The sequence below is a fragment of the uncultured Microbacterium sp. genome, assembly GCF_963524805.1.
Taxonomy (GTDB): Bacteria; Actinomycetota; Actinomycetes; order Actinomycetales; family Microbacteriaceae; genus Microbacterium.
This window is the reverse complement of the sequence record NZ_CAURGG010000005.1, coordinates 118,643-142,664: the sequence shown is the minus strand read 5'-3', so window position 1 is coordinate 142,664 and position 24,022 is coordinate 118,643. Positions and strand designations below refer to the sequence as shown.

The following is a 24,022-nucleotide window of genomic DNA, read 5'->3' as shown; positions in this document are numbered from 1 at the left end:
CGACCACCGGCAGCGGCTAGACCAGGTCGCGCCAGTCGACGCTGTCGGCATCCTCGTCGTCCTGGACGGGGATGTCGGCGGTGATGACCGGCAGCGCCATCGTCTCGGTCATCGGACCCATCAGGGTCGCCTCATCGCGCCGGTGACGCAGCACGTCGTCGATGTAGCTCGTGATGACCTCGGCCAGGGGCACGGCCTTTCCGCGCGCTTGTGACATGTACCACCGGTGCTCGAGCACCTGGTGGAACACCTCGGCCGGTTCGAGCTTGGCGCGCAGATCGAAGGGGATCGACTTGATCACCGGTTCGAACACGCGGGTGAGCCACTCGTGCGCGACCATGTCCTCGTCATCGCCGAGGCGCGAGATCCGCGCCCGGAACTCATCGAGATCGTTCAGCAGACGCCGCGCCTGATTCTCCTCGACGTCGAGGCCGGTCAGCCGCAGGAGGCGCCGCTGGTGGTGCCCGGCATCCACCACTTTCGGCTGGATCGAGACCTTCGTACCGTCGGCCATGGCCTGGATCGACATCTCGCCGATGTCGAAGCCGAGATCGTTGAGGCGCTGCACCCGCTCGGTGATGCGCCACGACTCGTTCGGCGAGAACGCCTCTTCGTCGGTGAGGGCTGTCCACAGTGAGCGGTACGACGACATGATGCCGTCGGCGATCGCGAGCGCGTCCACTCCGCCCTCGAGCCGGCCGCCCGCTTCGAGGTCCATGATCTCGCCGGCGATGTTCGTGCGCGCGACGTCCAGGTCGTGCGCACGCTGACCGGAGGTGAGCCCGTTCTCGTGCAGTTCACCGGTCTCGGCGTCCACGAGGTAGGCGGCGAAGGCGCCGGCGTCGCGTCGGAAGAGGGTGTTCGACAGCGAGACGTCGCCCCAGAAGAAGCCGACGTTGTGGAGGCGCACGAGCAGCAGGGCAAGGGCGTCCACGAGCCGGTTCGCCGTATCGGGGCGAAGCACCTGGGTGAACAGCGCACGGTACGGCATCGAGAATTTGAGGTGGGCGGTGACCAGTGCGGCCGGGAGCGGGTCGCCCGCGGCATCGGTGCGTCCGGCGATCACGGCGACCCGATCGACGCACGGGGCATCCAGCCGATGCAGATTGCCGAGCATGTCGTACTCGCGGCGCGCCATCTCCTCGGTGGTCTCCTTGATCGCGACGACGCGACCCGAGAGGTTCGCGAAGCGTACGAGGTGCCGGGAGAGTCCCTTGGGCAGGAACACGATCGCGTTGCTCGGCCACTCGGCCAGCGGAGTGGACCACGGCAGCGACAGCAGGCCCGGGTCCACGGAACTCGCGGTGATCCTCAGTGCATCCGGCATGCAACCCCCTGCGGCTCGGCAAAAGAAGAACCGCGGCGCGGAAGGTCGATGACCCTCCGCGCCGCGGTCCGGATACTAGCTGCCCGAGATGACCGGAGCGTCGTTGAGGCGCTCGCCCGACTCGAGGTCGAACGCGTGCACGTGACCTGCGGTGGCGGCGAGCGTCACCGTGTCACCGGCGTTCGGGTGGCGGCGACCGTCGACGCGGGCGACGATGTCGGTGCGCTTGCCGGCGATGTCGGTGTGGCCGTACAGGTAGCCGTCCGCGCCGAGCTCTTCGACGAGGTCGACGACCACCGAGAGGCCCTTGCCATCGGCGGGGCCGACGACGATGTCCTCGGGACGCACGCCGACCGTGACCTGGCTGCCGTTCGCGCGGCCGACCGTGTCGCGGTCGAGCGGGACGACCTCGGAGCCGAACTGGACGCCGCCCTCGGCGAGGTCAGCCGGGAACAGGTTCATGGCGGGGGAGCCGATGAAGCCGGCGACGAACACATTGTTCGGGCGCTCGTACAGGTCGCGGGGGGTGCCGACCTGCTGCAGGAGGCCGTCCTTGAGCACGGCGATGCGGTCACCCATGGTGAGGGCCTCGGTCTGGTCGTGCGTGACGTAGACCGTGGTGACGCCGAGGCGGCGCTGCAGCGACGCGATCTGCGTACGCGTCTGCACGCGCAGCTTGGCGTCGAGGTTCGACAGCGGCTCGTCCATGAGGAACACCTGCGGCTGGCGGACGATCGCGCGTCCCATCGCGACGCGCTGACGCTGACCACCCGAGAGCGCCTTCGGCTTGCGGGTGAGGTAGTCCTCGAGGTCGAGGAGCTTGGCGGCCTCGAGCACGCGGGCTGCGCGCTCTTCCTTGCCGATGCCGGCGATCTTCAGGGCGAAGCCCATGTTCTCGGCGACCGTCATGTGGGGGTACAGCGCGTAGTTCTGGAACACCATCGCGATGTCGCGGTCCTTCGGCGGGACGTCGGTCACGTCGCGGTCGCCGATCAGGATGCGGCCCGAGTTGACCTCTTCGAGGCCGGCGAGCATGCGCAGGGACGTGGACTTGCCACATCCGGAGGGGCCGACCAGGACGAGGAACTCGCCGTCGCCGACTTCGAGGTTGAGCTTGTCGACCGCGGCACGGGTGCCTCCGGGGTACAAGCGGGTTGCGTTGTCGAACGTGACTGACGCCATTGTTTCTTCTCCTTCACCGGCAGGTACGTGCCGGACGATCCGTAGTGATGGATTTGCGGGGCGAACCGCGGCCCGTCATTGGGCGTTCGTCCAGTATGACACGGCCCGTAACCAGGCGCCGTCTGGGTATTTCCCAGCCTGCCTGGTTAGCATCGAATCCGGTCGCCTCACCGTGCGATCCATGCAGGGCCACCCGGTCCGCAGCCGCCCCGAGAGGTCCCATGTCGAGCGACGACTCCCCGAACGTGCCTGCCGAGCGCCACCGCCGTCACGCGGTCCGTGAGAAGGCGCAACAGGTTCAGGCTCAGCAGTCGCGGGCCCACGTGATCCGCACGGCCTCGCTCGTGACGGTCATCGTCGCCGTGGTCGCCGTCGCCGCCGTCATCGTCACCTGGGTGGTCTCCTCGTCCGCGTCGCAGCCGCTGCTCAGCCCGACGAACGTCACCGACGACGGCTTCGTGGTGACCACTGTCGCGGGCGTCGGCTCGGCCACGGAGTCGGGCACCATCGACGACGAGTCCGCGGCCCAGTCGCTCGAAGCCGCCGCCCCCACCGAGACGCCGACGCCGACGCCCACTCCGACCCCGGATGCGACCGAGCAGCCCGTCGCCGACATCCGTGTCTACGTCGATTACCTCTCGACCGGTTCGCACGACTTCCAGGTCGCGAACGTGCAGCAGCTCTCGAAGTGGGTCAGCGCGGATGCCGCCACACTGACGTATTACCCGGTCGCCATGCTGACCGCGAAGTCGAACGGCACCAAATACTCGCTGCGTGCGGCGAGCGCCGCGGCGTGTGTCGCCACGCATTCGCCCGACACGTTCTTCGCGTTCAACAACGCCCTGCTCACCGAGCAGCCCGAGGTCGACGCCGACGGGTACACCGACGCGGAACTCGCGAACATGGCGCAGGCCTCGGGCGTCCAATCGCCCAAGGTCGTGCGGTCGTGCATCGAGAAGCAGGAGTTCGCCTCCTGGGCGAAGTCCGCGACCGAGCGCGCGCTGCAGGGTCTGCCCGAGACCGATGACGCGACGCTGACCGGCACCCCCATGGTCTTCGTCAACGGCGTGCAGTACCTGGGAGCGCTGACGGACCCCAAGGAATTCGCCCAGTTCGTGCTCACGAGCGCGAGCGACGCCTACTACAGCACCCCTTCGCCGACCGCGACGCCGTCCGACACTGCGACGCCGACACCTACCCCCACTCCGTAGGACGGATGCCGCCCGGCGGGCATCGGTAGACTTCTGTACCTGCCGACTTGGCGCAATTGGTAGCGCACCTAACTTGTAATTAGGGGGTTACGGGTTCAAGTCCCGTAGTCGGCTCGAGAATGATCCGCCCCGCCGGAGCGCTCACCTGTCACGCCACCGCCCGCGCGCATGGCTCATACCGAGCAGCCCGCCATATGCTGGTGTCGGTGAGGAAGCTCTGGGGAGCGGTCGTGGTCGCCGCAATGCTGGCGATATCCGGATGTGTCGCGGAGCCCGCGCCGTCGCCTACGCAGACGCCCCTGCCGACCGTCACCGAGGCCGCGTCGGCTTCTCCTACCCCCACGGGGGAGGGTTCGGATCCGGTTCTGTCCACGGTCGCGACGGTCGGTGACATCGGGCTCGAACCGGCGGGCGCCGCCACCCTCGCGGGGATGGGCGCCATCGATGCGAGTCTGACCCTCCTCCTCGGTGACCTCGCCTACACCACCACGGCGCAACCGTTCTGCGACGCAGTGACTGCGCAGATCACAGGTCCTTTCGGCTGGGTGCAGGGCAATCATGAAACCGTCCCCGACAGTCAAGGGCCCCTCACTGCAGACTTCGTCGCCTGCCTCCCTCCCACACCCGGAGCGACCGGCACACCCGCCGTCGAGCAGGTGATCGACATTCCTGGTGCGCGCATCATCACGGCCTCACCGCAGGAAGGCATCGGCTATCTCCCGGGCACGCCCGGGTACGAGAGAATCTCGCAGGCGATGGACGCGGCCGACGAGGCGGGGCTGTGGCCGATCCTCGCCATGCACGAGCCGCACGTCACGGTGGGAGAGCACGGGTCAGCGGGCGACGAGTCGAAGGCACTGTCGGAACTCGCGATCTCCAAGGGCGTCCCGCTGGTTCTGACGGCTCACGATCACAACTATTCCCGCACCGTCGTCGATCAGACGACGTTCATCGTCGCCGGCATGGGCGGCCATGAGTCCCGGGGCCTCGATCCCGAGTCGCCGTGGTGGCCGCAGACCGTGGCCGCCTACCCCGGCGCGCCGGGGTTCCTGTCACTGACGATCCGTGAGAACTCCATCACCGGCGCGACCGTCGGCGGCGGAGCCGACCAGTTCGAGATCAGCCGCTGACGCTCCGAGGTGGTTGACGCAGCGCTCGACGACGCCGCCGGGCCCCTTGCAGCGCCGGGAGAACCGTTGACCATCCGGGCCGGACGCGCTCACCAGGTGAGCTCGACCTCCAGCTCGTTCTCGCCCTCATCGCCGAGCTCCACCTCCACCTTCAGATTGACCTGGTCGGGGACGTTGATGGTGATGCGGCGCCCCCCGCGGTCGAACTCGACGGAGTTGTTCTTCGCCAAGACGTCGGCCAGTGCGTGCAGTCTGGCGGCCGCCTCCTCACGGCTCATCCGCTGCGTGTCGTCGATGTCGAACAGGTCCATGGCGTCTCTCCCTGATGTCGTGTTCTCGACCGTAGCGAGCCCGGACGACCCGCGGCAGGGTTTCTCGGACAACCACCGCCGGCCGCAGGGTGGTGCCGACGTCCGCTGAGGTCAGGTCTTCGCGGGCCGCGTTCCGAGCAGCACGTTGGCACCCCAGCCGATGATCGTCACCAGGATCACGGCACCCATCATCGAAAGCAGCTGCGGAGGGGTGGTCAGGATGCCGAGGCTCACGATCAGCGTGGTCGCTCCCGCCGGCGGATGAGGCAGGTCGAGGAGGGTCAGCACGAGGATCGTCAGGGCGACCGATAGTGCGCCGGCGGCGACGTAGGCGGGCGTCAGCCCACCGACGGGCGCCGGCTTCGCACCGAACAGTCCGAAGGCGGCCAGGCACGCCACGCCGGCCAGGATGCCGACCGCGTGGCCCACGATCGTGTTGAGCGGACGGGCCGAGGGCTGCTCGGGGGAGTCGAAGAACAGCATGACGGTGGGGCCGAGGCTCGGGAAGAGCCACGGCAGCGCCGCGACCACGCCCACGAGACCCGTCGCGGTGAGCACCACCAGACTCAGCACGACCGAGTAAGCGGCGGCGCCCAGGCGTCCGTACCGGGACTTCGCCCGTTCGAGCAGGCTCCGCGGAGGGCTCATGAGGCCACGATCAGCGCTTGCGGAGCCGCTTGCTTCAACCGGGTGCTCAGCCATGCCAACTGGGTCTTCGTCTCGCCCTCGCACCCCTCGACGATCGAGACCAGCTCTTCATCGCGCACGCCCATCGCGGCCTGCTTCACCGCCGTCCAGGTGATGTCGACGAAGCTCGCCAGCAGGTACAGGTCCTGCAGGTCGCGCAGCAGGCCGAGGGGTCCTTCGCGCGTCGAATCCAGCGCGTCGGTGTGCAGGCGCTCGGGCTCATCGTCGGGCTGCTCGCCGTACCTGTCGATCACCGGCTGCAGGGAACGGCGATGCCTTTCGCACTGTTGGGCGAGCGTGTGGCACAGGTGGAAGACGTCGGGCTCGTCGCCGTGGCCCTCCGCCACCTGGCGGAAGAACTGCGCCAGAGCGGACTCCGACCGCTCCAGCATCCCGAGGTACACCGGCAGCAGCATCAGCGCTCGCCGCCTCGTGCGCCGCCGTCGGCTTCGAAACATTCCGTGCTCTCGCCGTCCGGGCCGCCCACCGTCGCCGGGACGCCGGCCCGCGCCTCGGGGCGTGACGCCGCGGTGGTCGGCGCCGGCGCGGGCCGGTCGCCGTCGGAGATCTTCTCGACGCGCACCGCCGCGACCTTGAAGATCGGCTGCTTCGACACCGGATCCCACTCGGTGATGGTCAGCTCGTTGGCCGCGGTCGGGTGCCCGTCGGGTCCGAAGCCCCCGGCATCCCAGTATCCGTAATGGAAGGGCGCGAAGACCGTGCCCTTCCGCACGTCCCCGACGCGCGCAGGGACCACCAGCGATCCGCGCGGCGAATGGACGCCGACGATGTCACCCTCGCGGATGCCGAGGCTTTCGGCATCCGGACGCGACAGCTCCACCCACGCCGCGGGAGCCGCCCTGTTCAGCTGCCGCGCGCGACCCGTGCGGGTGCGCGTGTGGAAGTGGTAGGCCGTGCGCCCGGTGCTGAAGCGGAGGGGGTACTCCTCGCTGGGCAGCTCGTGCGGCGGCGAGAACTCGGTCGCTTTGAGGATCGCGCGGCCGTGCGTCTCCAGTGCGCGGAAAGCCGTCTCGCCCTTCTCCGCGCCCGTCAGCAGATCGTGACCGTAGCTCTCGCACTCGTCCGGCTCGCTCGGGAAGACACTGTCGCTGTACAGGCGCTCGACCCCGTCGGGATGCTCGTCGTTGCAGGGCCAGGGGATGCCGCTCGGGCCGCGCAGCTTCTCGTAGCTCAGCCCGGTGTAGTCGCACGGGCGGCCACGGCTGCACTCCTGCCACGCGCGGAATGCGTCCTCAGGTCCGCTCCACTCCAGCAGCGGCCGGCCTGAGCGGGTGCGGAAGTCCATGCGGCGGGCGTACTCCAGGAAGATGTCGAGGTCGCTGCGCGCGTCGCCGGGAGGATCCACCGCTTTCTCGGCCAGGTGCACCACGCGGTCGGCGTTCGTGAAGGTCCCCGTCTTCTCGCCCCACCCCGCGGCAGGGAGCACGACGTCGGCGACCGCGGCGGTCTCGGTGAGATAGAGGTCCTGGACGACGAGGAAGAGGCTGTCCTTCTCGAGGATGCCGCGGATCCGCTCCAGCTGGGGGAGTGAGACTGCCGGGTTGGTCGCCGAGACCCAGAGGAACTGGATGCTGCCCTGCTCGACGTAGCGGAAGATCTGCATCGCGTGCGTCGGCGGCGCCCAGTGCGGGATGACGCCGGCATCCACATCCCACAGCTGCGCGAGCTGGTCGACGTGGGCGGCGTTGTCCCAGTTGCGGAAGCCCGGCAGGTCGCCGTCCGCGCCGCACTCGCGGTTGTTCTGCGCGGTGGGCTGTCCGTTCATCTGCAGGATGCCGCCGCCGGGCTTGCCGAGCATGCCGCGCAGGAGATGCAGATTGTTGACCTGACAGGATGCCGCCGTCGCCTGCGTGGACTGGTAGAAGCCCTGCAGCACGGTCGAGATCACCCGCTCGCTGGTGCCGAAGATCCGGGCGGCTTCTCGCACATCGTCCGCGGAGACCCCGCACGTCGTGGCGACGGCTTCGGGGGTCCAGCTCTCCACCGCCTTCTTCAGGTCGTCGAAGCCGACGGTGTGCTCGGCGACGTAATCGGCGTCCACCCAGCCGTTCGCGAGCACCTCGCGGATGAGCCCGTTCATGAGCGCCAGATTCGTGCCCGGCTGGATCGCGAGGTGCACGTCGGCGAGCCGGGCGCATTCCGTTTCCCGCGGATCGACGCACACCAGCAGCGGCCGGTCGTCTCCCGCGAGGCGGTCCAGCACGCGGGCCCAGAGCACCGTCTGGGTCTCGGCCATGTTGTGGCCGTACAGGAAGAGGGCATCGCAGTGGTCGATGTCGGCGAAGGTGCCCGGTTGACCGTCGGCGCCGAAGCTCTCCTTCATGGCGGCCGCAGCGGTCGCCGTGCACAGGCGTGTGTTGCCGTCCATGTGCGGCGTGCCGATCCCGGCCTTGCCGATGATGCTCAGGGCGTAGTACTCCTCGAGGAAGAGCTGTCCGCTCGTGTAGAACGCGTGGCTGAGCGGGCCCTTCTCCTGCAGCAGCGACCGGCTGCGCTCCACGATTCGCGCCATCGCGGTGTCCCAGTCGGATTCTTCGAGGCGCCCGTCGACGCGCACGAGGGGGCGGGTCAGGCGCTGGTCGTTCGCCATGCCCTGCCATGACCCGAACAGACCCTTGGGACCCAGCCGGCCGCGGTTGACGACGTCTCCGGGTCGGCCGCGGACACCCACCATCCGGCCGTCCTTGACCGCGATGTCGCACGCGCAGCCGTTGCTGCACAGCGTGCACGCCGCCTGCACCCACCGATCGACATCCTCTTCGACCAGGCCTTCGGCCAGCTTCTGATCGACGCGCACCGGCCACTCGCCGCCCCGGCGGTACGGGGTGCGGGTTCCCCAGATGTCCGCGATCCTGTCGACCATGACGCGCCTCCGCCGCCTGTGGCCTCAGCAGTGCTGCTCGAGCGCTCGGAGCGCGTCTTCGAACACGAGGGTCTGCGCGGCTTCGACCGCCTGGTCGTACCGGCGCCCGGCGAGTGCGACGAACACGGCACCGGCGATGTCGATGAAGCCGATGGTCTCGCCGCGCATCGTCACCTCGTAGCGCTCGGTGTCGATCAGCGCCCACTTGAGAGACGCGGATGCCGCCGGCGGAGCTGCCGGGCGTCTCGTCGGCAGCTGCTTCAACACGTCTGCCTCGGCGAATCGACCCAAGGTGCGCGTGCGACGCCAGACCGGTCCGATGTCGACGGCCATCGTCCACCTCCTTGCTCGATGGCTCCACTTTCGTCCGCCTCCCCGACATCGCCGGAGAGGATTGACGGCGCCGCGTTTTTGGGCTACATCGTGGGCGATCGATGCGTCACGGCGGTGACAGATCGGGCAGCGTGCGGGTGCCGAACTCATGGCGCAGAGCGCTGAGCGCCGCCGCCCAGCCGCCGAGTCCGTGTACGCCGGGGCCGGGCGAGACCGACGCGGACGCGAGGTAGACCCCCGGGATCGGCGTGCGCCAGGGCTCAGGGCCGAGCACGGGACGACGCACGAGCTGGCGCAGGGTCGGTGCGCCGGCGGCGATGTCCCCGAGCACGTAGTTCGGATCGTGGCGTTCGACATCGAGCGCGGTGCGTGAGCTGATGTCCAGGACGGTGTCGCGGAAACCGGGCGCGAAGCGCTCGATCTGGCGGATGACTGCGTCGCGCCGGTCGGCAGGCGATCCGGCCGGAACGTGAGTGTACGTCCAGAGGGTGTGGCGGCCATCGGGGGCGCGGCCGGCGTCGAACGTCGAGGGCTGGGCGACAAGCACGTACGGCCGGTCGGGGAGGCGGCCGCGGTTCACGTCGTTCTCGGCGTCCGCGATCTGCGACCGGTTCCCGCCGACGTGGATCGTGCCGGCGCGGCGCAGCTCGGGGTTCGCCCACGGCACCGGGTCGGTGAGCGCGAAATCCACCTTCGCGACCCCGCCGCCGTAGCGGAACGACTCGAGCGACCGGCGGTATCGTCTCGGCATCGACGTGCCGGCCATGCGCACGAAGGCACGCGGAGTGATGTCCAGGATCGTCGCGGCTGCGGGCGGCAGCTCGGCCAGCGAGGTGACGTCGTGGTCGAGGATGATCTCACCGCCGTGCGCGCGCAGGTCCGACACCATCGCGTCGACGATCGACTGGCTGCCCCCGACGGGGATCGGCCATCCACGCGCGTGCGCGTACGCGGCCAGCACGAGCCCGGCGCCGGCTGCGGCGATGCTGGGCTGGTGCAGGATCGAGTGCGCCGCGACGCCGGTGAGCAGAGCCGGGACGGCATCGCCTCGGAACCGCAGGTTCCAGGCGGGGGTGCCCTGCTCGAGGGAGCGGACGGCGAAGGCCGCAGCGACGAGCGGATCCCGCGGGATGCGCAGGAGCGTCGACCCCGTGAACTCGGCGACGCCGTCCGCTCGACGAGCCAGCGGCGCCATGATCGCGCCGTATGCGGCGCCGTCCACGCCCAGCTCTGCGCACGTGCGTTCGAGGTCCCGGTGAGCGATCGCAGCGCGACCGCCGTCGAGGGGGTGGCCGAACGAGACCTCGGGCGTGATGAAGGACACGCGCCGCTCGAGCCTGAACTCCCGGAAGAATCGCGATGCGAAGGCCATCGGGTGCACGGCCGAGCACACGTCATGACGAAAGCCGGGGAGGGTGAGTTCGCGCGTCGCCGCTCCGCCGCCCGCCTGGCCGGCGCGCTCGTACACGCGGACGCGCAAGCCGGCTCGGGCGAGCGTCACGGCGGCTGCGAGACCGTTCGGGCCGGCGCCGACCACGACGGCATCCACGTCGCTGCCTCGCTGTCGACCGCGACCCTGAGTCTGCACCGTCACTTCGACGCGGAGCCGCCGGCGTGCAGCATCTCGGCGTCGACGGTTCTGGGCTGCGATGCCGAGCCCCGGCCCTCGGCGAGGTAGGCGAGTCGGTGCAGGGTCTCGGTGTTGCGCCAGTGCAGCAGCGGATCCATGAGCAGACGGGGGACGAGCGTGCCGGGACCGGCGACGGGCTCCTCCTGGATGCGCACGACAGATTGGCGGCCGCGCGGCTTCACATCGATCGTGACCCGCGCTTCTCCGATCGGCCACCCCCTGGCCCGCATGACCATGCGCCGGGGCGGCTCGTACATCTCGACGACCGTCGCGTCGTCGATCAGCGCCGGCCACACGCCGAAGGAGTGGTGCAGCCGGGAACCGGGCTGCGGCCAGCCCGATTCCACCACGCGCATCCGCGACGCACCCACGACCCAGCACGGATAGAGCCACCCGTCCCCGAGGACGCGGAACACGTCCTCGGGGGCGCAGTGCAGCACTCGCACGTTCCTCGACACGCTCAGCAGCCTCGGACCGCCTGCAGGGCGTCGCGCAGGCTGTCGAACCGTTCGTCCGCGCGCTTGTCTCGCACCCAGGTCACAACGACGTGCTGGTCTTTGCACTCCAGGTACGCCAGGACCCGCCGCGCGTCGTTTTCGGGCACCGACGTGTCGTAGGCGACCCAGCCACCCGCGCCCATCCAGACCAGTTCGGCGTGCACCGCCGTGGGAACCCGCTCTTGCACGTGGGCCTGCGACATGGACCGCTCCGTTCTTCCGTGCGTTCGTGAGGCGATACTGCGTGGGGAGCCGTCGCGACACTGCGACGATGCTTCTGCCACCGCCCTCATCATGCGATTCCCCGGCGACAAACCGTCTGGGGATTGACAAACCGCCCGCATTCGGATCCCGCCGGCGCGCGCTCACGGGTGCGGCGCAGCATCCTCCGCCTTCATGCGCGGGCGGATGCCGCCCTCGACGCTCGTGCCCTCCTCGATGGGCACGTGGATCGCCCCCGAGGTGGGTGCCACCGGCGTCCCCTTCCGCGACTCGGAGTCCGCGACGAGCGCCGACACCCGATCCGCCGCTCCGGAGGCGACGCGCGCGGCGACGCCGGCCACATGCGCTTTCGCTCCGACCCGGTGCTCGGGCTGCGGGTGGGTGCAGGCGGCGACGATCGCATCGATCGCCGGCTGGGGATCAGCCATCGTGGCCATCCTCAACGTGCGTCCGGTGTAATTGCCGGCATGCGACCAGAAGGGGGTGTCCAGCGCCCACGGCATGATCGTGCTGACTCGGATGCTCTCGTGCAGCCCGGCCAGGCGCAGTTCCTCATTCAGACACCGGCCGAACGTGAGGATGCCCGCCTTCGTCGCGGCGTACGACGACTGGTACGCCAGGGGCACGTCGGCTTCGACCGATCCGACGTTGACGAGGGTTCCACTGCCCTGCGCGATGAACTGGCGGATCGCGGCGTGCGCGCCGTACATCAGTCCGGTCAGGTTGACCTCGACGACGCGGGCGTGATCGGCGACGGGCACGTCCCAGAAGCTGCCGAGCGAGCCGATCCCCACGTCGTTGATCCACACGTCGATGCGCCCGAAGCGCTCCGATGCCGTCGCGGCCAGCCGTGCGACGGCATCCGGATCGCTCACATCCGTCGGGACCGCCACCGCCGTGCCTCCGGCTGCCGTGACCTCGGCCACGAGCTCGTCGAGCACGGCGCCGCGCCGCGCCGCCGCCACCACCTTCGCCCCCGCTGCCGCGAGCTGGAGGGCCGCGCCCTTGCCGAGGCCGCTCGAGGCGCCGGTGACGACGACAGTCTTGCCGGCGAGCTCCGCTGCATCAGTCATATCGCCATCCTGCGGATGAACGTACGTCCCGGCAGGGGCTTGCCACGGCCACGGGCTCGGGATATGCGCCCGAAAGTCGCCTCAGCTCCCGGGTTCGAAGGTCAGCGTGACCGGAGTGGCGCCGCTGCCGCTGAAGAACGAGAGCGTGGCGGTGACGTGGGCGCCGCCCTGCGACGGCCCGACCACGGCGGTGAAGGCGTCGCCCGTGCCGCTGCGGTTGAACTCGGCGAGCTGGGCGTCGAGTCCGGCGATCTGCGCCTCGTCCCACCCGTATGTCGGTGCCAGCTCCTGGACCTTATCGACGGCATCCGACCACGTGCCCGGATTGTCGAACGTGAGCGTCACCGACGCCAGCTCGCCGTCCTTCGTGACGGCTGACAGCGCCGCGATGTCGTCCACGACGTACACGTCCTCGCCGCCGGCGACGACAGCGCGTACCGGGCGGCGGAACTCGGCTGACTTCTCGCCGTCCGCGGGCATGCCCAGCTCCTGCGCCGTCAGTGCGCCGTCGCCGACGCGCACGCGCAGCAGGCCCTCGACGTTGACGTAGTCGAAGCCGGCGTCGGTGAGCATGCTCGATCCGTCCGTCGCCTTCTGATCGGTCGATGCCGTCGGGCGGTCCTCGGCCCACCATGACCCCTGCACCGCGAATGTCGCCAGCACGATCAGGCCGATGATCACGACGAGGATCGTGGCCGGCAGCCAGGTGAGGAGGGAGCGCGTGCGCGCAGATGTGGGCACAGTCCAGGGTAACCGCGGCCCCGGACACGCACCTCCCGTCCGTCCGTGGCGCCGCCGCCCGGCAAGATGGGCACGTGACCCGCCCTCGCCTGCCCGCCTGGATCGCCCTCGGCGGCGCGGTGCTGGTGGGCGTCTTCACCGCGCTGCAGGCGCGGGTCAACGGTCAGCTCGGCGTACGGCTGGAGGACGGCCTCGTGGCCGCGGTGGTCTCCTTCGGCTCGGGCCTGGTGATCCTTCTCGTGCTCTCGGGCGTGCTGCCGGTGGGCCGCCGGGGGACTGCCGCGCTCGTGCGCGGGATCCGCACCCGGGCAATTCCGTGGTGGATGCTGGCCGGAGGGGCTGCGGGAGCACTCACCGTCGCCACTCAGGGCATCGCCGTGGGCCTGCTGGGCGTCTCGCTCTTCACCGTCGGAGTGGTCGCCGGCCAAGCCGTCTGCGGGCTCGTGCTCGACCGCGTCGGCTACGGCCCCGCCGGCGTCGTCGCCGTCACGGTTCCCCGACTGCTGGGCGGGGCGCTCGCGCTCGCGGCCGTGGGCATCGCCCTGGCCGGAGACGGACTGAGCGGCATCCCGTGGTGGATGCTGGCTCTGCCGCTTCTGACCGGCATCGGCATCGCGTGGCAGCAGGCGACGAACGGGCGTCTGCGCCAGCGCGTCGGCACGCCCTTGACGGCGACGTTCGTCAACTTCGCGGGCGGCACGGTGGTCCTCGCGATCGCCGCCGCCGTCCACGTGGCGATCGTCGGCATGCCCGCGGCTTTCCCGACCGAGGTGTGGCTCTACCTCGGCGGAGTCATCGGAGTGGTGTACATCTTCATGTCGGCCGCGCTGGTCGCCCAGACCGGCGTGCTGCTGCTCGGACTCGGAGCGGTCGTCGGCCAGCTCGGCACGTCGTTCGCGCTGGACGCGCTGTGGCCGGCTCCGGCGAGCCCGGGACCGCTGCAGGAACTGGCGATGGTGCTCGTCGCGCTGCTTTCCGTCGTGATCGCCACGGTTCCGTGGGGACGGCTGCGCCGCTGAACCCTGAGCAGGGCTTCGCTGCTAGGCCTGCGCGTCGAGCTCGGACAGATCCGGCTCCTCGAGACGTTTCGCCGACGGCAGCCGGGAGAAGTGCCGCCGGGCATCGACGGCCTTGCGTCGTCCGGGCCGGGCCTTCGGGGGCTTGCCGCCGACGTACAGCCACCCGAGCAGCTCCTCGTTCTTGCCCAGGCCGTGGAGCCTCGCGACGGCTTTGCTGCGCGTGTAGTCGCCCGTGCGCCAGATCACGCCCCAGCCCGCCTCGTCCAGCAGCAGGCTCAGCACATGGGCGACGCCCGAGGCGACCGCCTCCTGCTCCCACCGCGGCACCTTATCGCTCTTGCGGTACGTCGCCACGACAGCCAGCAGCAGGGGAGCCCGCAGCGGCTTGGAGGAGGACCCCTTGTCGCCGTTCGCCTTGTTGATCGCGCGCCCGAGGCGCTCGCGGTCGGTTCCGCGCAGTTCGATGACCCGCCAGGGGCGCATCGAGGAGTGGTCGGCGACGCGTCCGGCCGCCGAAAGGAGCGTCAGCAGCTCCGCGCGCGTGGGGGCGGCATCCGTCACCTTCGACCACGAGCGGCGGCTGCGCACCGCCTCGAGCGCGCCCGTCACGCTTCGGGGGTGAACGCGAGCGCGATCGAGTTCATGCAGTACCGGTCGCCCGTGGGCGTGCCGACGCCGTCGGGGAACACGTGCCCGAGGTGCGAGCCGCACGCGGCGCAGCGCACTTCGGTGCGCACCATGCCGTGTGCGTTGTCTTCGAGGAGCTCGACAGCCTCGGGCCGCACCGACTCGTAGAAGCTCGGCCATCCGCAGTGGGAATCGAACTTGGTGCCGCTCTGGAACAGCTCGGCGCCGCACGCGGCGCACGCGTACAGGCCGGCACGGCTCTCGTCGAGCAGCTCGCCCGTCCACGGCCGTTCGGTCGCCGCCTCGCGCAGCACCTGGTACTGCTGCGGATCCAGCTCGGCGCGCCACTGCTCGTCGCTCTTGTCAACGCTGTAGGTCATCGGGTCCTCCTTCGCCAGAGTCCATTCAACCCCACGGGTCGGGGTGCCGGACCGCGGCGACGGCGCCTCACCGGGAGAATGGGACGATGGATGCCGCCCGCCCGGTCGCCGTCGAGGTCGCCGACCGCTACGGGCACTTCGCACGGGACGAGGCCCCGGGCCGATCTGCGCTGTACGCCGAGTGGGCCGCGGGTGTCGCGTCGGACCCGCCTGTGGCGGCCCTCCTCGGCCGCATCGCGGCGGCACACCGCCAGCCGCCCCTCGTGTTCGCGGTCACGCGGATGCTCGGCGCGCCGGAGGCGTCGTACCGCGCGTGGGCGGAGTGGGTTCTCGCGCACGCCGAGGCCGTCGTGGCGGAGTGCGCAGCGCGCAGCCTGCAGACGAACGAGCCCCTGCGCTGCGCGGCCCTGCTGCCCGCGCTGAGCGGCATCGACGGGCCGATCGCGCTCCTGGAGATCGGGGCGAGCGCCGGGCTGTGCCTGTATCCCGATCGGTATTCGTACCGGTACCGCGGCGGCCCCGACCTGGACCCGGCCGCCGGGGTCTCGCCCGTCGTCCTCGAGTCGGCGCTCGTGGGAGACCCGGCGCTGCGGATTCCCGAGATCCTCTGGCGCGGCGGGATCGACCTCGCGCCGTTGAACGCCGCGGATGCCGATGACCGGCGATTCCTCACGAGCCTGGTGTGGCCGGGGGAGGAAGGACGCAGGCGCCGCATCGAGGCCGCTCTGGACGTCGTCGCCGCCGATCCGCCGGTGCTCGTCCGGGGCGATGCCACCGAGCGGGGCGTGCTCGAGTTGCTCGCCAGGCAAGCGCCGCCCGACGCGACGCTCGTCATCACGACACCCGGAGTGTTGCCGCACATCCCTCGAGCCGGCCGCGACCTCCTGATCGCGCACATCGCAGACCTCGACGCGGTCTGGATCTCGATCGACCCGCCGGGGCTTGCGCTCGACGGCGTGACACCGGTCGACTCGGCCTGGACGAGGTTCGTGCTGCGCCGCAACGGGACCGCTCTGGCCGCGGTCGATCCACTCGGCGGTTTCGTGGAGTGGCGCCGCGAAGACTGACCGACCTCGGGCTACCGTGACGTCGTGCCCTTGACCGACCGCGACCGCGCCCTCCTCGAGTTCGAGGCCGAATGGCGCCGGCACGCCGGTGCCAAGGAGGAGGCGATCCGTGCGGAGCTGGGGCTTTCCCCCGCCCGGTACTACCAGCTGCTCGGCCGGCTGATCGACACGACCGAGGCACAGGAACACGATCCGATGCTGGTCAAGCGCCTGCGGCGCATCCGCGATGCCCGCCACGAGGCGAGGATCGCCCGGGCCGCCGGCGCGCCGCGCTGAGCTCCGCTCGCACGCCGCCGTGGACAGGGCGACCTGCCCGCGACCGATACCATCGGGGGGTGCCGAGAACGACCTTCCCGCGGGATCGCTTCGACGACCTCCCTGCGGATGCGGGCCGGGTCGGCGCCCATCGTGCGGAGAATCCTCGCATGCGCGGCTGGGTGGTGCTGCTGTGGGCGGTGCTCGCGACGATCGTTCTGGTGGCCGTCGGCATCTTCGGCACGCTGCTGGTGACCGGGCGGGTCGTCCTGTTCCCGACTCCCACCCCGACGGCCGCTCCGCTTCCCGTCGTGACTCCCGTCGTCGACACGACGTATGACGTCCTGGTGCTCAACGCGACGCCCGAGCAGGGACTCGCGACGCAGATGAAGGACACCGTCGTCGCCGCCGGCTGGGCCGACGACACGGTGCTGGCGAGCGAAGCGGGCTCGACCGACTTCGCGGAGACCACGATCTACTACTACCTGCCGGCCGATGAGGCGGCGGCCGCCGGCCTCGCCCAGGTGATCGGGGGAGCGAAGCTCGAGCAGAGCGACGTGTACCAGCCGGCCGACGATCCCGAGGCGAAGCAGCTCACCATCGTCATCGGCCTGGATCGCACGGCCAACCCGCCCAGCCCCTCGCCGTCGGGCTGAGTCGCGCGGACGGCCCCGTGTTTCAGGCCGGTAAACACTTCGATGCACGCGTGTCAACACTTGGCTTTCCGGCGATTTCACGGTGATGCGCGTGCATACGATGGCCCTGTTCCCCCCGCACTACAGGAGAGTCAGATGACCCAGGGCACCGTCAAGTGGTTCAACGCCGAGAAGGGCTTCGGCTTCATCACCGTGGCCGATGGGCAGGACGTCTTCGTCCATTACTCGAACATCGACATGAGCGGCTTCCGCGTGCTCGAAGAGGGTCAGACCGTCGAGTTCACCGTCGGCGCCGGTCAGAAGGGCCCGCAGGCCGAATCGGTCCGCGTCGTCTGAGCCCCGCCGACGCGCATCGTGCGCAAGCCCCGTCGCCTCGTGCGGCGGGGCTTCGGCGTTGCACGACGGTTTCGTCACCGCATCCGTCCCCACGGCTTGCACTCGGTAGGGGCGAGTGCCAGAATGGATTAGCACTCGACTCACCCGAGTGCTAAGACATCGCAACGTCCGGGAGGGACGAAAAACACATGGCTAAGATCATCGCTTTCGACGAGGAGGCCCGTCGTGGTCTCGAGCGCGGCCTCAACATCCTGGCCGACGCCGTCAAGGTGACACTGGGCCCCCGCGGTCGCAACGTCGTACTTGAGAAGAAGTGGGGCGCCCCCACCATCACGAACGACGGCGTCTCCATCGCCAAGGAGATCGAGCTCGAGGACCCCTTCGAGAAGATCGGCGCGGAGCTCGTCAAGGAGGTCGCCAAGAAGACCGACGACGTCGCGGGTGACGGAACCACCACCGCCACGGTGCTGGCTCAGGCACTGGTCAAGGAAGGCCTGCGCAACGTCGCGGCCGGAGCTGACCCCATCTCGCTCAAGAAGGGCATCGAGAAGGCCGTCAAGGCCATCTCCGACGAGCTGCTGGCATCCGCCAAGCCCGTCGAGTCCAAGGAGCAGATCGCCGCGACGGCATCCATCTCCGCCGCTGACAGCACCATCGGCGACCTGATCGCCGAGGCGATCGACAAGGTCGGCAAGGAAGGCGTCGTCACCGTCGAGGAGTCGCAGACGTTCGGCACCGAGCTCGAGCTCACCGAGGGCATGCGCTTCGACAAGGGCTTCATCAACCCCTACTTCGTTACCGACCCGGAGCGTCAGGAGGCTGTCTTCGAAGACGCCTACATCCTGATCGCCAACCAGAAGATCTCGAACATCAAAGACCTTCTGCCGATCGTCGACAAGGTGATCCAGGACGGCAAGGAGCTCGTCATCATCGCCGAGGACGTCGAGGGCGAGGCGCTTGCGACTCTCGTGCTCAACAAGATCCGCGGCATCTTCAAGTCGGCTGCCGTCAAGGCGCCCGGCTTCGGCGACCGTCGCAAGGCGCAACTGCAGGACATCGCGATCCTCACGGGCGGCCAGGTCATCACCGAGGAGGTCGGACTCAAGCTCGAGAACGCCACCCTCGACCTGCTCGGCCGTGCCCGCAAGGTCATCATCACCAAGGATGAGACCACGATCATCGAGGGTGCCGGCGAGGCTTCCCAGATCGAGGGTCGCGTCACGCAGATCCGTCGCGAGATCGACAACACCGACAGCGACTACGACCGCGAGAAGCTGCAGGAGCGTCTGGCGAAGCTCGCCGGTGGCGTCGCCGTCATCAAGGCCGGCGCTGCGACCGAGGTCGAGCTGAAGGAGCGCAAGCACCGCATCGAGGACGCCGTTCGCAACGCGAAGGCGGCCGTCGAGGAGGGCATCGTCCCCGGTGGTGGCGTCGCGCTCATCCAGGCCGGCAAGGTCGCGTTCGGCACGGAGGCCCTCACGAGCCTGCTCGGCGACGAGGCGACCGGCGCGAACATCGTTCGCGTCGCGATCGAGGCGCCGCTGAAGCAGATCGCTCTGAACGCGGGCATGGAGCCCGGCGTCGTGGCGAACAAGGTTGCCGAGCTCGAGCCCGGTTTCGGCCTCAACGCCGCCACCGGCGAGTACGGCGACCTCTTCGCTCAGGGCATCATCGACCCGGCAAAGGTCACCCGCTCGGCTCTGCAGAACGCCGCGTCGATCGCTGCGCTGTTCCTGACGACCGAGGCCGTCGTCGCCGACAAGCCGGAGAAGGTCGGCGCTCCGGCGGGCGACCCGACCGGTGGCATGGATTTCTGATCCACTGAGTCGGCGTCACTGAACGCACAGAAGAGCCCCTCCTTCGGGAGGGGCTCTTCTGCATGTTCGGTCGGCTCGGCTGGCGATCCGGCGACCTCGCACTTCCGCGCGAACTTCGCAGCATCGGGCGAGAATCCTGCGAAGTTCGTCGGTTTCTGCGAGCTTCGTGCGATCGGGTCAGCGGAACAGACTGGTGGTCGCCTGCTCGGCCTCGGCGTACTGGCGACCGGCGGCCGCGAGCGCGGCGTTGATGCCGGCGAGCGACTCCTCGACCTGTCGCTGCGTGGCGCGCCACTGGTCGATCACGGTGTGGAAGGCCACGGCGGCGCTGCCCGTCCAGCTGCTCTGCAGCTGCGTCAGCTGCGTGAGCATCGCCTGCGTCTCGCCCTGCAGGCGGTCGATCGTGCCGCGGACGGCGGCGGTGGTGGACAGGACGGCGTCGCTGTCGACGGAGAAGACGGCCATGGGTGCTCCTTGATCGGTGGCTGGGCCTGCCACGCTAGGAGCCCAGTGGCCTCGTCGACCGTCGCCCCACGGTGGCTGTGGGCACGCCGCCCGCGATCCCGACCTGGGGAGGAAGCGGCCTCACTCCTGCGGCAGGCCCTCCAGCGGCTGCGTCTCGATCATGAGCTGCTCGGCGTTGTCCCGCTGCTGCGCCAGCGGAAAGCCGACACGGAAGGTCGCGCCGCCGCCCGGAGTCTCGGTGACCGCGACCGAGCCGTGCAGCGCCTCGACGATGGACGCGACGATCGACAGCCCGAGACCGGTGCCTCCGGTCTCGCGCGCCCGCGACGTGTCGGCGCGCCAGAAGCGCTGGAAGATCTTGTCGCGGATCTGCTCGGGGATGCCCTCGCCATGGTCGGCGACTTCGATCCAGCCCATGCCCGCCGCGGCGTCCACCCCGAGGCGCAGATCGATGGGGGAGTCCTCGGTCGTGAACCGGCGCGCGTTGCCGAGCAGATTGGCCACGACCTGACGGATGCGGTTCTCATCGCCCAGCACGATCGGGGCGATCGGGCCACCACCGGGCACCACGGCCGGCAGCGGCGTCATCGCCGGCATCTCGGCGGTTCCCGACACCTGCGCTGCCGAGACGGGGCGGGGCTTGCGGCGCAGCAGCGACAGCGCACCGCCGCCCGCGCGTGCGATCGCCGAGGTGGGCGGGCCGCCACGACGGCGTGCCTGCGCCTCCGGCTCCTCGAGCGGTTCGGCGATCGGCTCGGACAGCGGGGATTCCTCGATGGTCGTGTCGTACACGGTGACCAGCCGCAGCGGGGAGGTTGCGCGGACATCGAGCGCGGCATCCCGTGCGATCGGCCGCAGGTCGACCGGTGCGATGACGACGTCGCGGCGCTCATCCAGGCGGGCGAGCGCCAGCAGGTCCTCCACCAGCACCCCCATCCGCATCGCCTCCTTCTCGATGCGCTCCATCGCCTGGGCGACGTCCTCGTCGCCCGAGATCGCGCCCATCCGGTACAGCTCGGCGTAGCCGCGCACGGTAACGAGCGGCGTCCGCAGCTCGTGGCTCGCGTCGCCGATGAACCGGCGCATCTGACGCACCGACGAGTCGCGCTGCGAGATCGCGAAGTCCACCCTGCCGAGCATCGCGTTGATCGCCGCCTTCAGCCGCCCCACCTCGGTCGTCGCGGGCTCGACGTCCGTCATGCGCTGGCTGAAGTCGCCCGCCGCGATCGCCTCAGCGGTGCGCTCCACCTGGCCGAGACTGCGAAAGGTGAGCGTGACCAGCCACCGCGTCAGGAGGGCACCGGAGATGATCGCGATGACCGACAGGATGCTGTAGATGCCGAGGAAGGTTCCGATGGCCTGGTTGACGGGTGCCGTGGGCAGCGCGACCAGCTGGGTGAACAGCGCGCCGCCGACCTCCAGGGGCGCGACGCTCGCCTTGAACTGCGCGCCGGTCTCGGCATCCTGGATCCAGAACGGGGTTGTGCCGACGGTGTAGGCCTTCTCGAGCGCGAACTCGGAAGGATAGTCCGGCTCCGTGCCGTCGGCGCCGCCGGCGATCAGGAATGCGCCGGGGGGTTCGGAGACGTACACGGCGACGTGGTAGTCCGTCCGCGACGGATCGGCCTTCTCGCTCACGATGGCTACGCCGCCGGACACTTCGAAGTCGAACAGCTCCGTGGCGATGTCGGTCGTGGCCGCCTGCTCGACGGCGGCGTCGAGATTGGAGATCAGGGCGTTGCGGAAGAACACCGTCGCCCCGGCGCCGGTGGCGAACAGACCGATCGCGAGCACCGCGACGGTGACTCCGGTCACCTTCGCGCGCAGGCTGATGCTGCGCCACCCCCGGGTGACCGCATCCGTCTTGTTCGCCAGGACGGCCCCCTTGGATCAGTGACCGCGTCAGGCGGTCTTGCCCGCCTTGAGCATGTAGCCGAAGCCGCGCTTGGTCTGGATCAGGGGTTCGGAGGAGTGCGGGTCGATCTTGCGACGAAGGTAGGAGATGTAGCTCTCGACGATGCCCGCGTCGCCGTTGAAGTCGTACTCCCAGACGTGGTCGAGGATCTGCGCCTTGGACAGCACCCGGTTCGGGTTGAGCATCAGGTACCGCAGCAGTTTGAATTCGGTGGGGCTGAGGTCGATCGACGCGTCGCCGACGAGGACATCGTGCGTGTCCTGGTCCATCGTCAGCTCACCGGCCCGGATCACCGACTCCTCGTCGGCCTGCATCGTGCGACGCAGGATCGCCTGGATGCGGGCCACGATCTCATCGAGGCTGAAGGGCTTGGTCACATAGTCGTCGCCGCCGGCGTTGAGGCCGGCGATCTTGTCCTCAGTCTCGTCCTTGGCCGTCAGGAACAGGATCGGGGCGGTGTAGCCGGCGCCACGCAGTCGCTTGGTGACGCTGAACCCGTTCATGTCGGGCAGCATGACGTCGAGGATGATCAGGTCGGGTTCCTCTTCGAGGACGGCCGAGATGGTCTGGGCGCCGTTGGAGACGGCCCGGACCTGGAATCCTGCGAATCGCAGGCTCGTGATGAGCAGTTCGCGGATGTTCGGCTCGTCGTCCACAACGAGGATACGAGGTGCGGTCATGGCTTCATTATGGCCAGGTATTCGATGCGCTGTCTGGATATCGCGCGGAGCGGCATCCGATCACTGCATGCAGGCTCGGACGACGCGTTTGATGACCGGCCGGATCTCGGCGTCCGGATCAACGGTCAGACGGTGCAGCACCAGGCCGTCGCCCGCGGCCATCAGGGCCCGCACGGAGTCCTCCGGCGATCGCGCACCGATGCGGGCGAGGAGCGACGTCGTCCATTCGAGGTAGGTGCGGCGCTGCTCGAGCAGCGGTGCCAGCAGTTCTGGATCGCCGGCGCCTTCAAGGAACAGGCCGTAGCGAGCCCTGGTGCGCCCGGCGAAGGGGCCGGTTTCGGCCGCGATCATTGCGCTCAGCGAATCGATGAGCTGATCGGCGGTCTCGATCGTCGACGTGTCGGCCGCGGCGAAGTCCGCGCGCTCGCTCTCGGCGAGGTAGGTCACCACGCCCGAGATCAGTGCCTCGCGCGTGCGGAACCAGTTCGACGTGGAGCCCTTGGGCAGCCCCGCTAGCTGGTCGACGCGGGCGTGGGTGAGGGCGCGCATGCCCTGCTCACCCACCAGGGCGAGCGCCGCCTCCAGCGCTCTCGTCTTCGTCGAAGCCATGACTAGACGATAGATCTGATCGTCTACTACTTCTGTAGTGACACGCCACTACGGAAGTAGTATTCTCGGCGCATGGACGAGATTTCTGCCTTTGCGGCGGTGACTGAGCCGCCCCCGATGCCTGAAGTGCCGGGCTTCGCGCACGAGTACGTCGAGACGCTCGGGCTGCGCACGCACGTCGCCACCATCGGCGTAGGGGAGCCGGTTCTTCTGCTGCACGGGTTTCCGCAGCACTGGTGGCAGTGGCGTCAGGTCGGGCCTGCGCTCGCCGAGCGATACCGGGTGATCTGTCCGGACCTGCGTGGCTCCGGGTGGACGTGCGCCGCGACCACCCGCATCGAGCGGTTCTCGATGAGGAACGATCTCCTCGCCCTTCTGGATGCCCTGGGACTGGAGCGCGTACGCATCCTGGCACACGACATGGGCGCCATCCCCGCAGCCCAACTCGCGTACGCGCAACCGAATCGCGTGCGCGCGATGGTGATCCTCTCGGTGCCGCCGCCGTTCATGCGGTTGGGGCTGGGGATGCTGCCCGCGATGCGACACGTGCCGAAGCTCCGATTCCATCGGAGAGGACGATCGCTCGAGTACTTGTTCGAGCCACCCTACGTGGCCAGACCGATGGCCCCCGAGACGGTGGAGACCTACCTCGCGCCGCTGCGTCAGCCGCAGAACGAGGAGGCGATCCGCGAGATCTACCGCGGGCTCATCGGAGGCGAAGTGCCGAGCCTGGCGACCGGTGCATATCGGAAGGAGCGCTTGAAGGTGCCGTGCATGTACGCATTCGGTGTCAAGGATGAGCCTCTGACGGCGTCATTCGTTCGTGCACATTGCGGCGATGTCTCCCGCTTCGCAGATCACCTCGAGATCGTATCCGTCGACGGCGGAGCGCATTTCATGACCGACGACAATCCCCGCGCGGTGCAAGCCCTCGCCGAGGACTTCTTCGTACGGACGCCGTGACCGGC

27 protein-coding genes and 1 tRNA gene are annotated in these 24,022 nt (G+C 69.4%); 10 read left to right on the top strand and 18 right to left on the bottom strand.

Annotation, left to right across the window (positions count from 1 at the left end):
• Positions 1 to 16: 16 nt before the first annotated feature.
• Positions 17 to 1,327 (bottom strand): DUF4032 domain-containing protein, encoded by a 1,311-nt coding sequence (locus RWQ91_RS11605; protein WP_314506133.1) that lies wholly within the window; start codon positions 1,325 to 1,327, stop codon positions 17 to 19.
• A gap of 75 nt (positions 1,328 to 1,402) precedes the next feature.
• Positions 1,403 to 2,509, bottom strand: a complete 1,107-nt coding sequence (locus RWQ91_RS11600; protein WP_314506131.1) for a sn-glycerol-3-phosphate ABC transporter ATP-binding protein UgpC — start codon at positions 2,507 to 2,509, stop codon at positions 1,403 to 1,405.
• Between the two features lie 221 nt (positions 2,510 to 2,730).
• Between RWQ91_RS11600 and RWQ91_RS11595 the strand changes: the two genes are divergently transcribed.
• The 3 genes from RWQ91_RS11595 to RWQ91_RS11585 all read left to right on the top strand — a co-directional run bounded on the left by RWQ91_RS11595 (position 2,731) and on the right by RWQ91_RS11585 (position 4,850).
• Positions 2,731 to 3,720 (top strand): thioredoxin domain-containing protein, encoded by a 990-nt coding sequence (locus RWQ91_RS11595; RefSeq protein ID WP_314506130.1) that lies wholly within the window; start codon positions 2,731 to 2,733, stop codon positions 3,718 to 3,720.
• 41 nt (positions 3,721 to 3,761) lie between these two features.
• A tRNA-Thr gene (locus tag RWQ91_RS11590) sits at positions 3,762 to 3,834 on the top strand.
• 92 nt (positions 3,835 to 3,926) lie between these two features.
• The gene (locus RWQ91_RS11585) at positions 3,927 to 4,850 is read left to right on the top strand and encodes a metallophosphoesterase (RefSeq protein ID WP_314506128.1); all 924 of its coding nucleotides are present in this window, start codon (positions 3,927 to 3,929) and stop codon (positions 4,848 to 4,850) included.
• 89 nt (positions 4,851 to 4,939) lie between these two features.
• Here RWQ91_RS11585 and RWQ91_RS11580 read toward each other — a convergent pair whose 3' ends face one another.
• From RWQ91_RS11580 to RWQ91_RS11535, 10 genes are all read right to left on the bottom strand, one after another.
• A complete protein-coding gene (locus RWQ91_RS11580) occupies positions 4,940 to 5,161 on the bottom strand; it encodes an amphi-Trp domain-containing protein (RefSeq protein ID WP_314506126.1) in 222 nt (73 codons plus the stop codon).
• A gap of 111 nt (positions 5,162 to 5,272) precedes the next feature.
• On the bottom strand, positions 5,273 to 5,809 hold the full coding sequence (locus tag RWQ91_RS11575) for an HPP family protein (RefSeq protein ID WP_314506124.1): 537 nt from the start codon (positions 5,807 to 5,809) through the stop codon (positions 5,273 to 5,275).
• A complete protein-coding gene (locus tag RWQ91_RS11570) occupies positions 5,806 to 6,264 on the bottom strand; it encodes a hypothetical protein (RefSeq protein ID WP_314506122.1) in 459 nt (152 codons plus the stop codon). The genes RWQ91_RS11575 and RWQ91_RS11570 overlap by 4 nt, the downstream gene beginning before the upstream one ends.
• The gene (locus tag RWQ91_RS11565; RefSeq protein ID WP_314506121.1) at positions 6,264 to 8,732 is read right to left on the bottom strand and encodes a nitrate reductase; all 2,469 of its coding nucleotides are present in this window, start codon (positions 8,730 to 8,732) and stop codon (positions 6,264 to 6,266) included. Before RWQ91_RS11565 ends, RWQ91_RS11570 begins: the two co-directional genes overlap by 1 nt.
• Positions 8,733 to 8,756: 24 nt before the next feature.
• Entirely contained in the window at positions 8,757 to 9,065 is a 309-nt protein-coding gene (locus RWQ91_RS11560; RefSeq protein ID WP_314506119.1) for a hypothetical protein, read from the bottom strand.
• Positions 9,066 to 9,171: 106 nt separating this feature from the next.
• Positions 9,172 to 10,614: an NAD(P)/FAD-dependent oxidoreductase gene (locus RWQ91_RS11555; protein ID WP_314506118.1), complete on the bottom strand. Its 1,443-nt coding sequence runs from the start codon at positions 10,612 to 10,614 to the stop codon at positions 9,172 to 9,174.
• Between the two features lie 41 nt (positions 10,615 to 10,655).
• Positions 10,656 to 11,153, bottom strand: a complete 498-nt coding sequence (locus RWQ91_RS11550; protein ID WP_314506116.1) for an SRPBCC family protein — start codon at positions 11,151 to 11,153, stop codon at positions 10,656 to 10,658.
• 2 nt (positions 11,154 to 11,155) lie between these two features.
• Positions 11,156 to 11,395: a hypothetical protein gene (locus RWQ91_RS11545; protein WP_314506114.1), complete on the bottom strand. Its 240-nt coding sequence runs from the start codon at positions 11,393 to 11,395 to the stop codon at positions 11,156 to 11,158.
• Positions 11,396 to 11,557: 162 nt separating this feature from the next.
• A complete protein-coding gene (locus RWQ91_RS11540; protein WP_314506112.1) occupies positions 11,558 to 12,487 on the bottom strand; it encodes an SDR family NAD(P)-dependent oxidoreductase in 930 nt (309 codons plus the stop codon).
• A gap of 81 nt (positions 12,488 to 12,568) precedes the next feature.
• A complete protein-coding gene (locus tag RWQ91_RS11535; protein WP_314506110.1) occupies positions 12,569 to 13,228 on the bottom strand; it encodes a hypothetical protein in 660 nt (219 codons plus the stop codon).
• 74 nt (positions 13,229 to 13,302) lie between these two features.
• Between RWQ91_RS11535 and RWQ91_RS11530 the strand changes: the two genes are divergently transcribed.
• On the top strand, positions 13,303 to 14,247 hold the full coding sequence (locus tag RWQ91_RS11530; RefSeq protein WP_314506109.1) for a DMT family transporter: 945 nt from the start codon (positions 13,303 to 13,305) through the stop codon (positions 14,245 to 14,247).
• Positions 14,248 to 14,268: 21 nt separating this feature from the next.
• On the opposite strand, the gene RWQ91_RS11525 is transcribed toward RWQ91_RS11530, so the two are convergent.
• Positions 14,269 to 14,856, bottom strand: a complete 588-nt coding sequence (locus RWQ91_RS11525) for a nitroreductase family protein (protein WP_314506107.1) — start codon at positions 14,854 to 14,856, stop codon at positions 14,269 to 14,271.
• On the bottom strand, positions 14,853 to 15,254 hold the full coding sequence (gene msrB, locus RWQ91_RS11520; RefSeq protein ID WP_314506105.1) for a peptide-methionine (R)-S-oxide reductase MsrB: 402 nt from the start codon (positions 15,252 to 15,254) through the stop codon (positions 14,853 to 14,855). The genes RWQ91_RS11525 and msrB overlap by 4 nt, the downstream gene beginning before the upstream one ends.
• An 86-nt stretch (positions 15,255 to 15,340) precedes the next feature.
• Here msrB and RWQ91_RS11515 point away from each other — a divergent pair, with 86 nt between their 5' ends.
• The 5 genes from RWQ91_RS11515 (at position 15,341) to groL (ending at position 19,385) form a co-directional block, all read left to right on the top strand.
• A complete protein-coding gene (locus RWQ91_RS11515) occupies positions 15,341 to 16,321 on the top strand; it encodes a DUF2332 domain-containing protein (RefSeq protein ID WP_314506103.1) in 981 nt (326 codons plus the stop codon).
• Positions 16,322 to 16,345: 24 nt separating this feature from the next.
• Entirely contained in the window at positions 16,346 to 16,597 is a 252-nt protein-coding gene (locus RWQ91_RS11510; RefSeq protein WP_314506099.1) for a DUF3263 domain-containing protein, read from the top strand.
• A 59-nt stretch (positions 16,598 to 16,656) separates the two neighbouring features.
• Entirely contained in the window at positions 16,657 to 17,232 is a 576-nt protein-coding gene (locus tag RWQ91_RS11505) for a LytR C-terminal domain-containing protein (RefSeq protein ID WP_314506097.1), read from the top strand.
• A gap of 135 nt (positions 17,233 to 17,367) precedes the next feature.
• Positions 17,368 to 17,568, top strand: coding sequence for a cold-shock protein (locus RWQ91_RS11500; protein ID WP_018172554.1), 201 nt, complete (start codon positions 17,368 to 17,370; stop codon positions 17,566 to 17,568).
• 188 nt (positions 17,569 to 17,756) lie between these two features.
• Positions 17,757 to 19,385: a chaperonin GroEL gene (gene groL / locus RWQ91_RS11495; RefSeq protein WP_314506093.1), complete on the top strand. Its 1,629-nt coding sequence runs from the start codon at positions 17,757 to 17,759 to the stop codon at positions 19,383 to 19,385.
• A gap of 177 nt (positions 19,386 to 19,562) precedes the next feature.
• On the opposite strand, the gene RWQ91_RS11490 is transcribed toward groL, so the two are convergent.
• From RWQ91_RS11490 to RWQ91_RS11475, 4 genes are all read right to left on the bottom strand, one after another.
• A complete protein-coding gene (locus RWQ91_RS11490; RefSeq protein WP_314506091.1) occupies positions 19,563 to 19,850 on the bottom strand; it encodes a WXG100 family type VII secretion target in 288 nt (95 codons plus the stop codon).
• A 120-nt stretch (positions 19,851 to 19,970) separates the two neighbouring features.
• Positions 19,971 to 21,665: a HAMP domain-containing sensor histidine kinase gene (locus RWQ91_RS11485; RefSeq protein WP_314506090.1), complete on the bottom strand. Its 1,695-nt coding sequence runs from the start codon at positions 21,663 to 21,665 to the stop codon at positions 19,971 to 19,973.
• 87 nt (positions 21,666 to 21,752) lie between these two features.
• Positions 21,753 to 22,445 (bottom strand): response regulator transcription factor, encoded by a 693-nt coding sequence (locus tag RWQ91_RS11480; RefSeq protein WP_314506088.1) that lies wholly within the window; start codon positions 22,443 to 22,445, stop codon positions 21,753 to 21,755.
• Between the two features lie 60 nt (positions 22,446 to 22,505).
• A complete protein-coding gene (locus tag RWQ91_RS11475) occupies positions 22,506 to 23,054 on the bottom strand; it encodes a TetR family transcriptional regulator (protein ID WP_314506087.1) in 549 nt (182 codons plus the stop codon).
• A gap of 117 nt (positions 23,055 to 23,171) precedes the next feature.
• On the opposite strand from RWQ91_RS11475, the gene RWQ91_RS11470 reads away from it, so the two are divergent.
• Positions 23,172 to 24,017 carry an alpha/beta hydrolase gene (locus tag RWQ91_RS11470; protein WP_314506086.1) on the top strand — a complete coding sequence of 282 codons (846 nt, stop codon included), beginning with the start codon at positions 23,172 to 23,174 and terminating at the stop codon, positions 24,015 to 24,017.
• The last annotated feature ends 5 nt before the right edge of the window (positions 24,018 to 24,022 follow it).

Coding starts and splice junctions, on each gene's coding strand:
- RWQ91_RS11560 (WP_314506119.1), bottom strand. CDS start 9,065: ATGGCCGTCGACATCGGACCGGTCTGGCGTCGCACGCGCACCTTGGGT.
- RWQ91_RS11500 (WP_018172554.1), top strand. CDS start 17,368: ATGACCCAGGGCACCGTCAAGTGGTTCAACGCCGAGAAGGGCTTCGGC.
- RWQ91_RS11570 (WP_314506122.1), bottom strand. CDS start 6,264: ATGCTGCTGCCGGTGTACCTCGGGATGCTGGAGCGGTCGGAGTCCGCT.
- RWQ91_RS11480 (WP_314506088.1), bottom strand. CDS start 22,445: ATGACCGCACCTCGTATCCTCGTTGTGGACGACGAGCCGAACATCCGC.
- groL (WP_314506093.1), top strand. CDS start 17,757: ATGGCTAAGATCATCGCTTTCGACGAGGAGGCCCGTCGTGGTCTCGAG.
- RWQ91_RS11565 (WP_314506121.1), bottom strand. CDS start 8,732: ATGGTCGACAGGATCGCGGACATCTGGGGAACCCGCACCCCGTACCGC.
- msrB (WP_314506105.1), bottom strand. CDS start 15,254: ATGACCTACAGCGTTGACAAGAGCGACGAGCAGTGGCGCGCCGAGCTG.
- RWQ91_RS11490 (WP_314506091.1), bottom strand. CDS start 19,850: ATGGCCGTCTTCTCCGTCGACAGCGACGCCGTCCTGTCCACCACCGCC.
- RWQ91_RS11580 (WP_314506126.1), bottom strand. CDS start 5,161: ATGGACCTGTTCGACATCGACGACACGCAGCGGATGAGCCGTGAGGAG.
- RWQ91_RS11595 (WP_314506130.1), top strand. CDS start 2,731: ATGTCGAGCGACGACTCCCCGAACGTGCCTGCCGAGCGCCACCGCCGT.
- RWQ91_RS11515 (WP_314506103.1), top strand. CDS start 15,341: ATGGATGCCGCCCGCCCGGTCGCCGTCGAGGTCGCCGACCGCTACGGG.
- RWQ91_RS11475 (WP_314506087.1), bottom strand. CDS start 23,054: ATGGCTTCGACGAAGACGAGAGCGCTGGAGGCGGCGCTCGCCCTGGTG.
- RWQ91_RS11470 (WP_314506086.1), top strand. CDS start 23,172: ATGCCTGAAGTGCCGGGCTTCGCGCACGAGTACGTCGAGACGCTCGGG.
- RWQ91_RS11605 (WP_314506133.1), bottom strand. CDS start 1,327: ATGCCGGATGCACTGAGGATCACCGCGAGTTCCGTGGACCCGGGCCTG.
- RWQ91_RS11600 (WP_314506131.1), bottom strand. CDS start 2,509: ATGGCGTCAGTCACGTTCGACAACGCAACCCGCTTGTACCCCGGAGGC.
- RWQ91_RS11545 (WP_314506114.1), bottom strand. CDS start 11,395: ATGTCGCAGGCCCACGTGCAAGAGCGGGTTCCCACGGCGGTGCACGCC.
- RWQ91_RS11540 (WP_314506112.1), bottom strand. CDS start 12,487: ATGACTGATGCAGCGGAGCTCGCCGGCAAGACTGTCGTCGTCACCGGC.
- RWQ91_RS11575 (WP_314506124.1), bottom strand. CDS start 5,809: ATGAGCCCTCCGCGGAGCCTGCTCGAACGGGCGAAGTCCCGGTACGGA.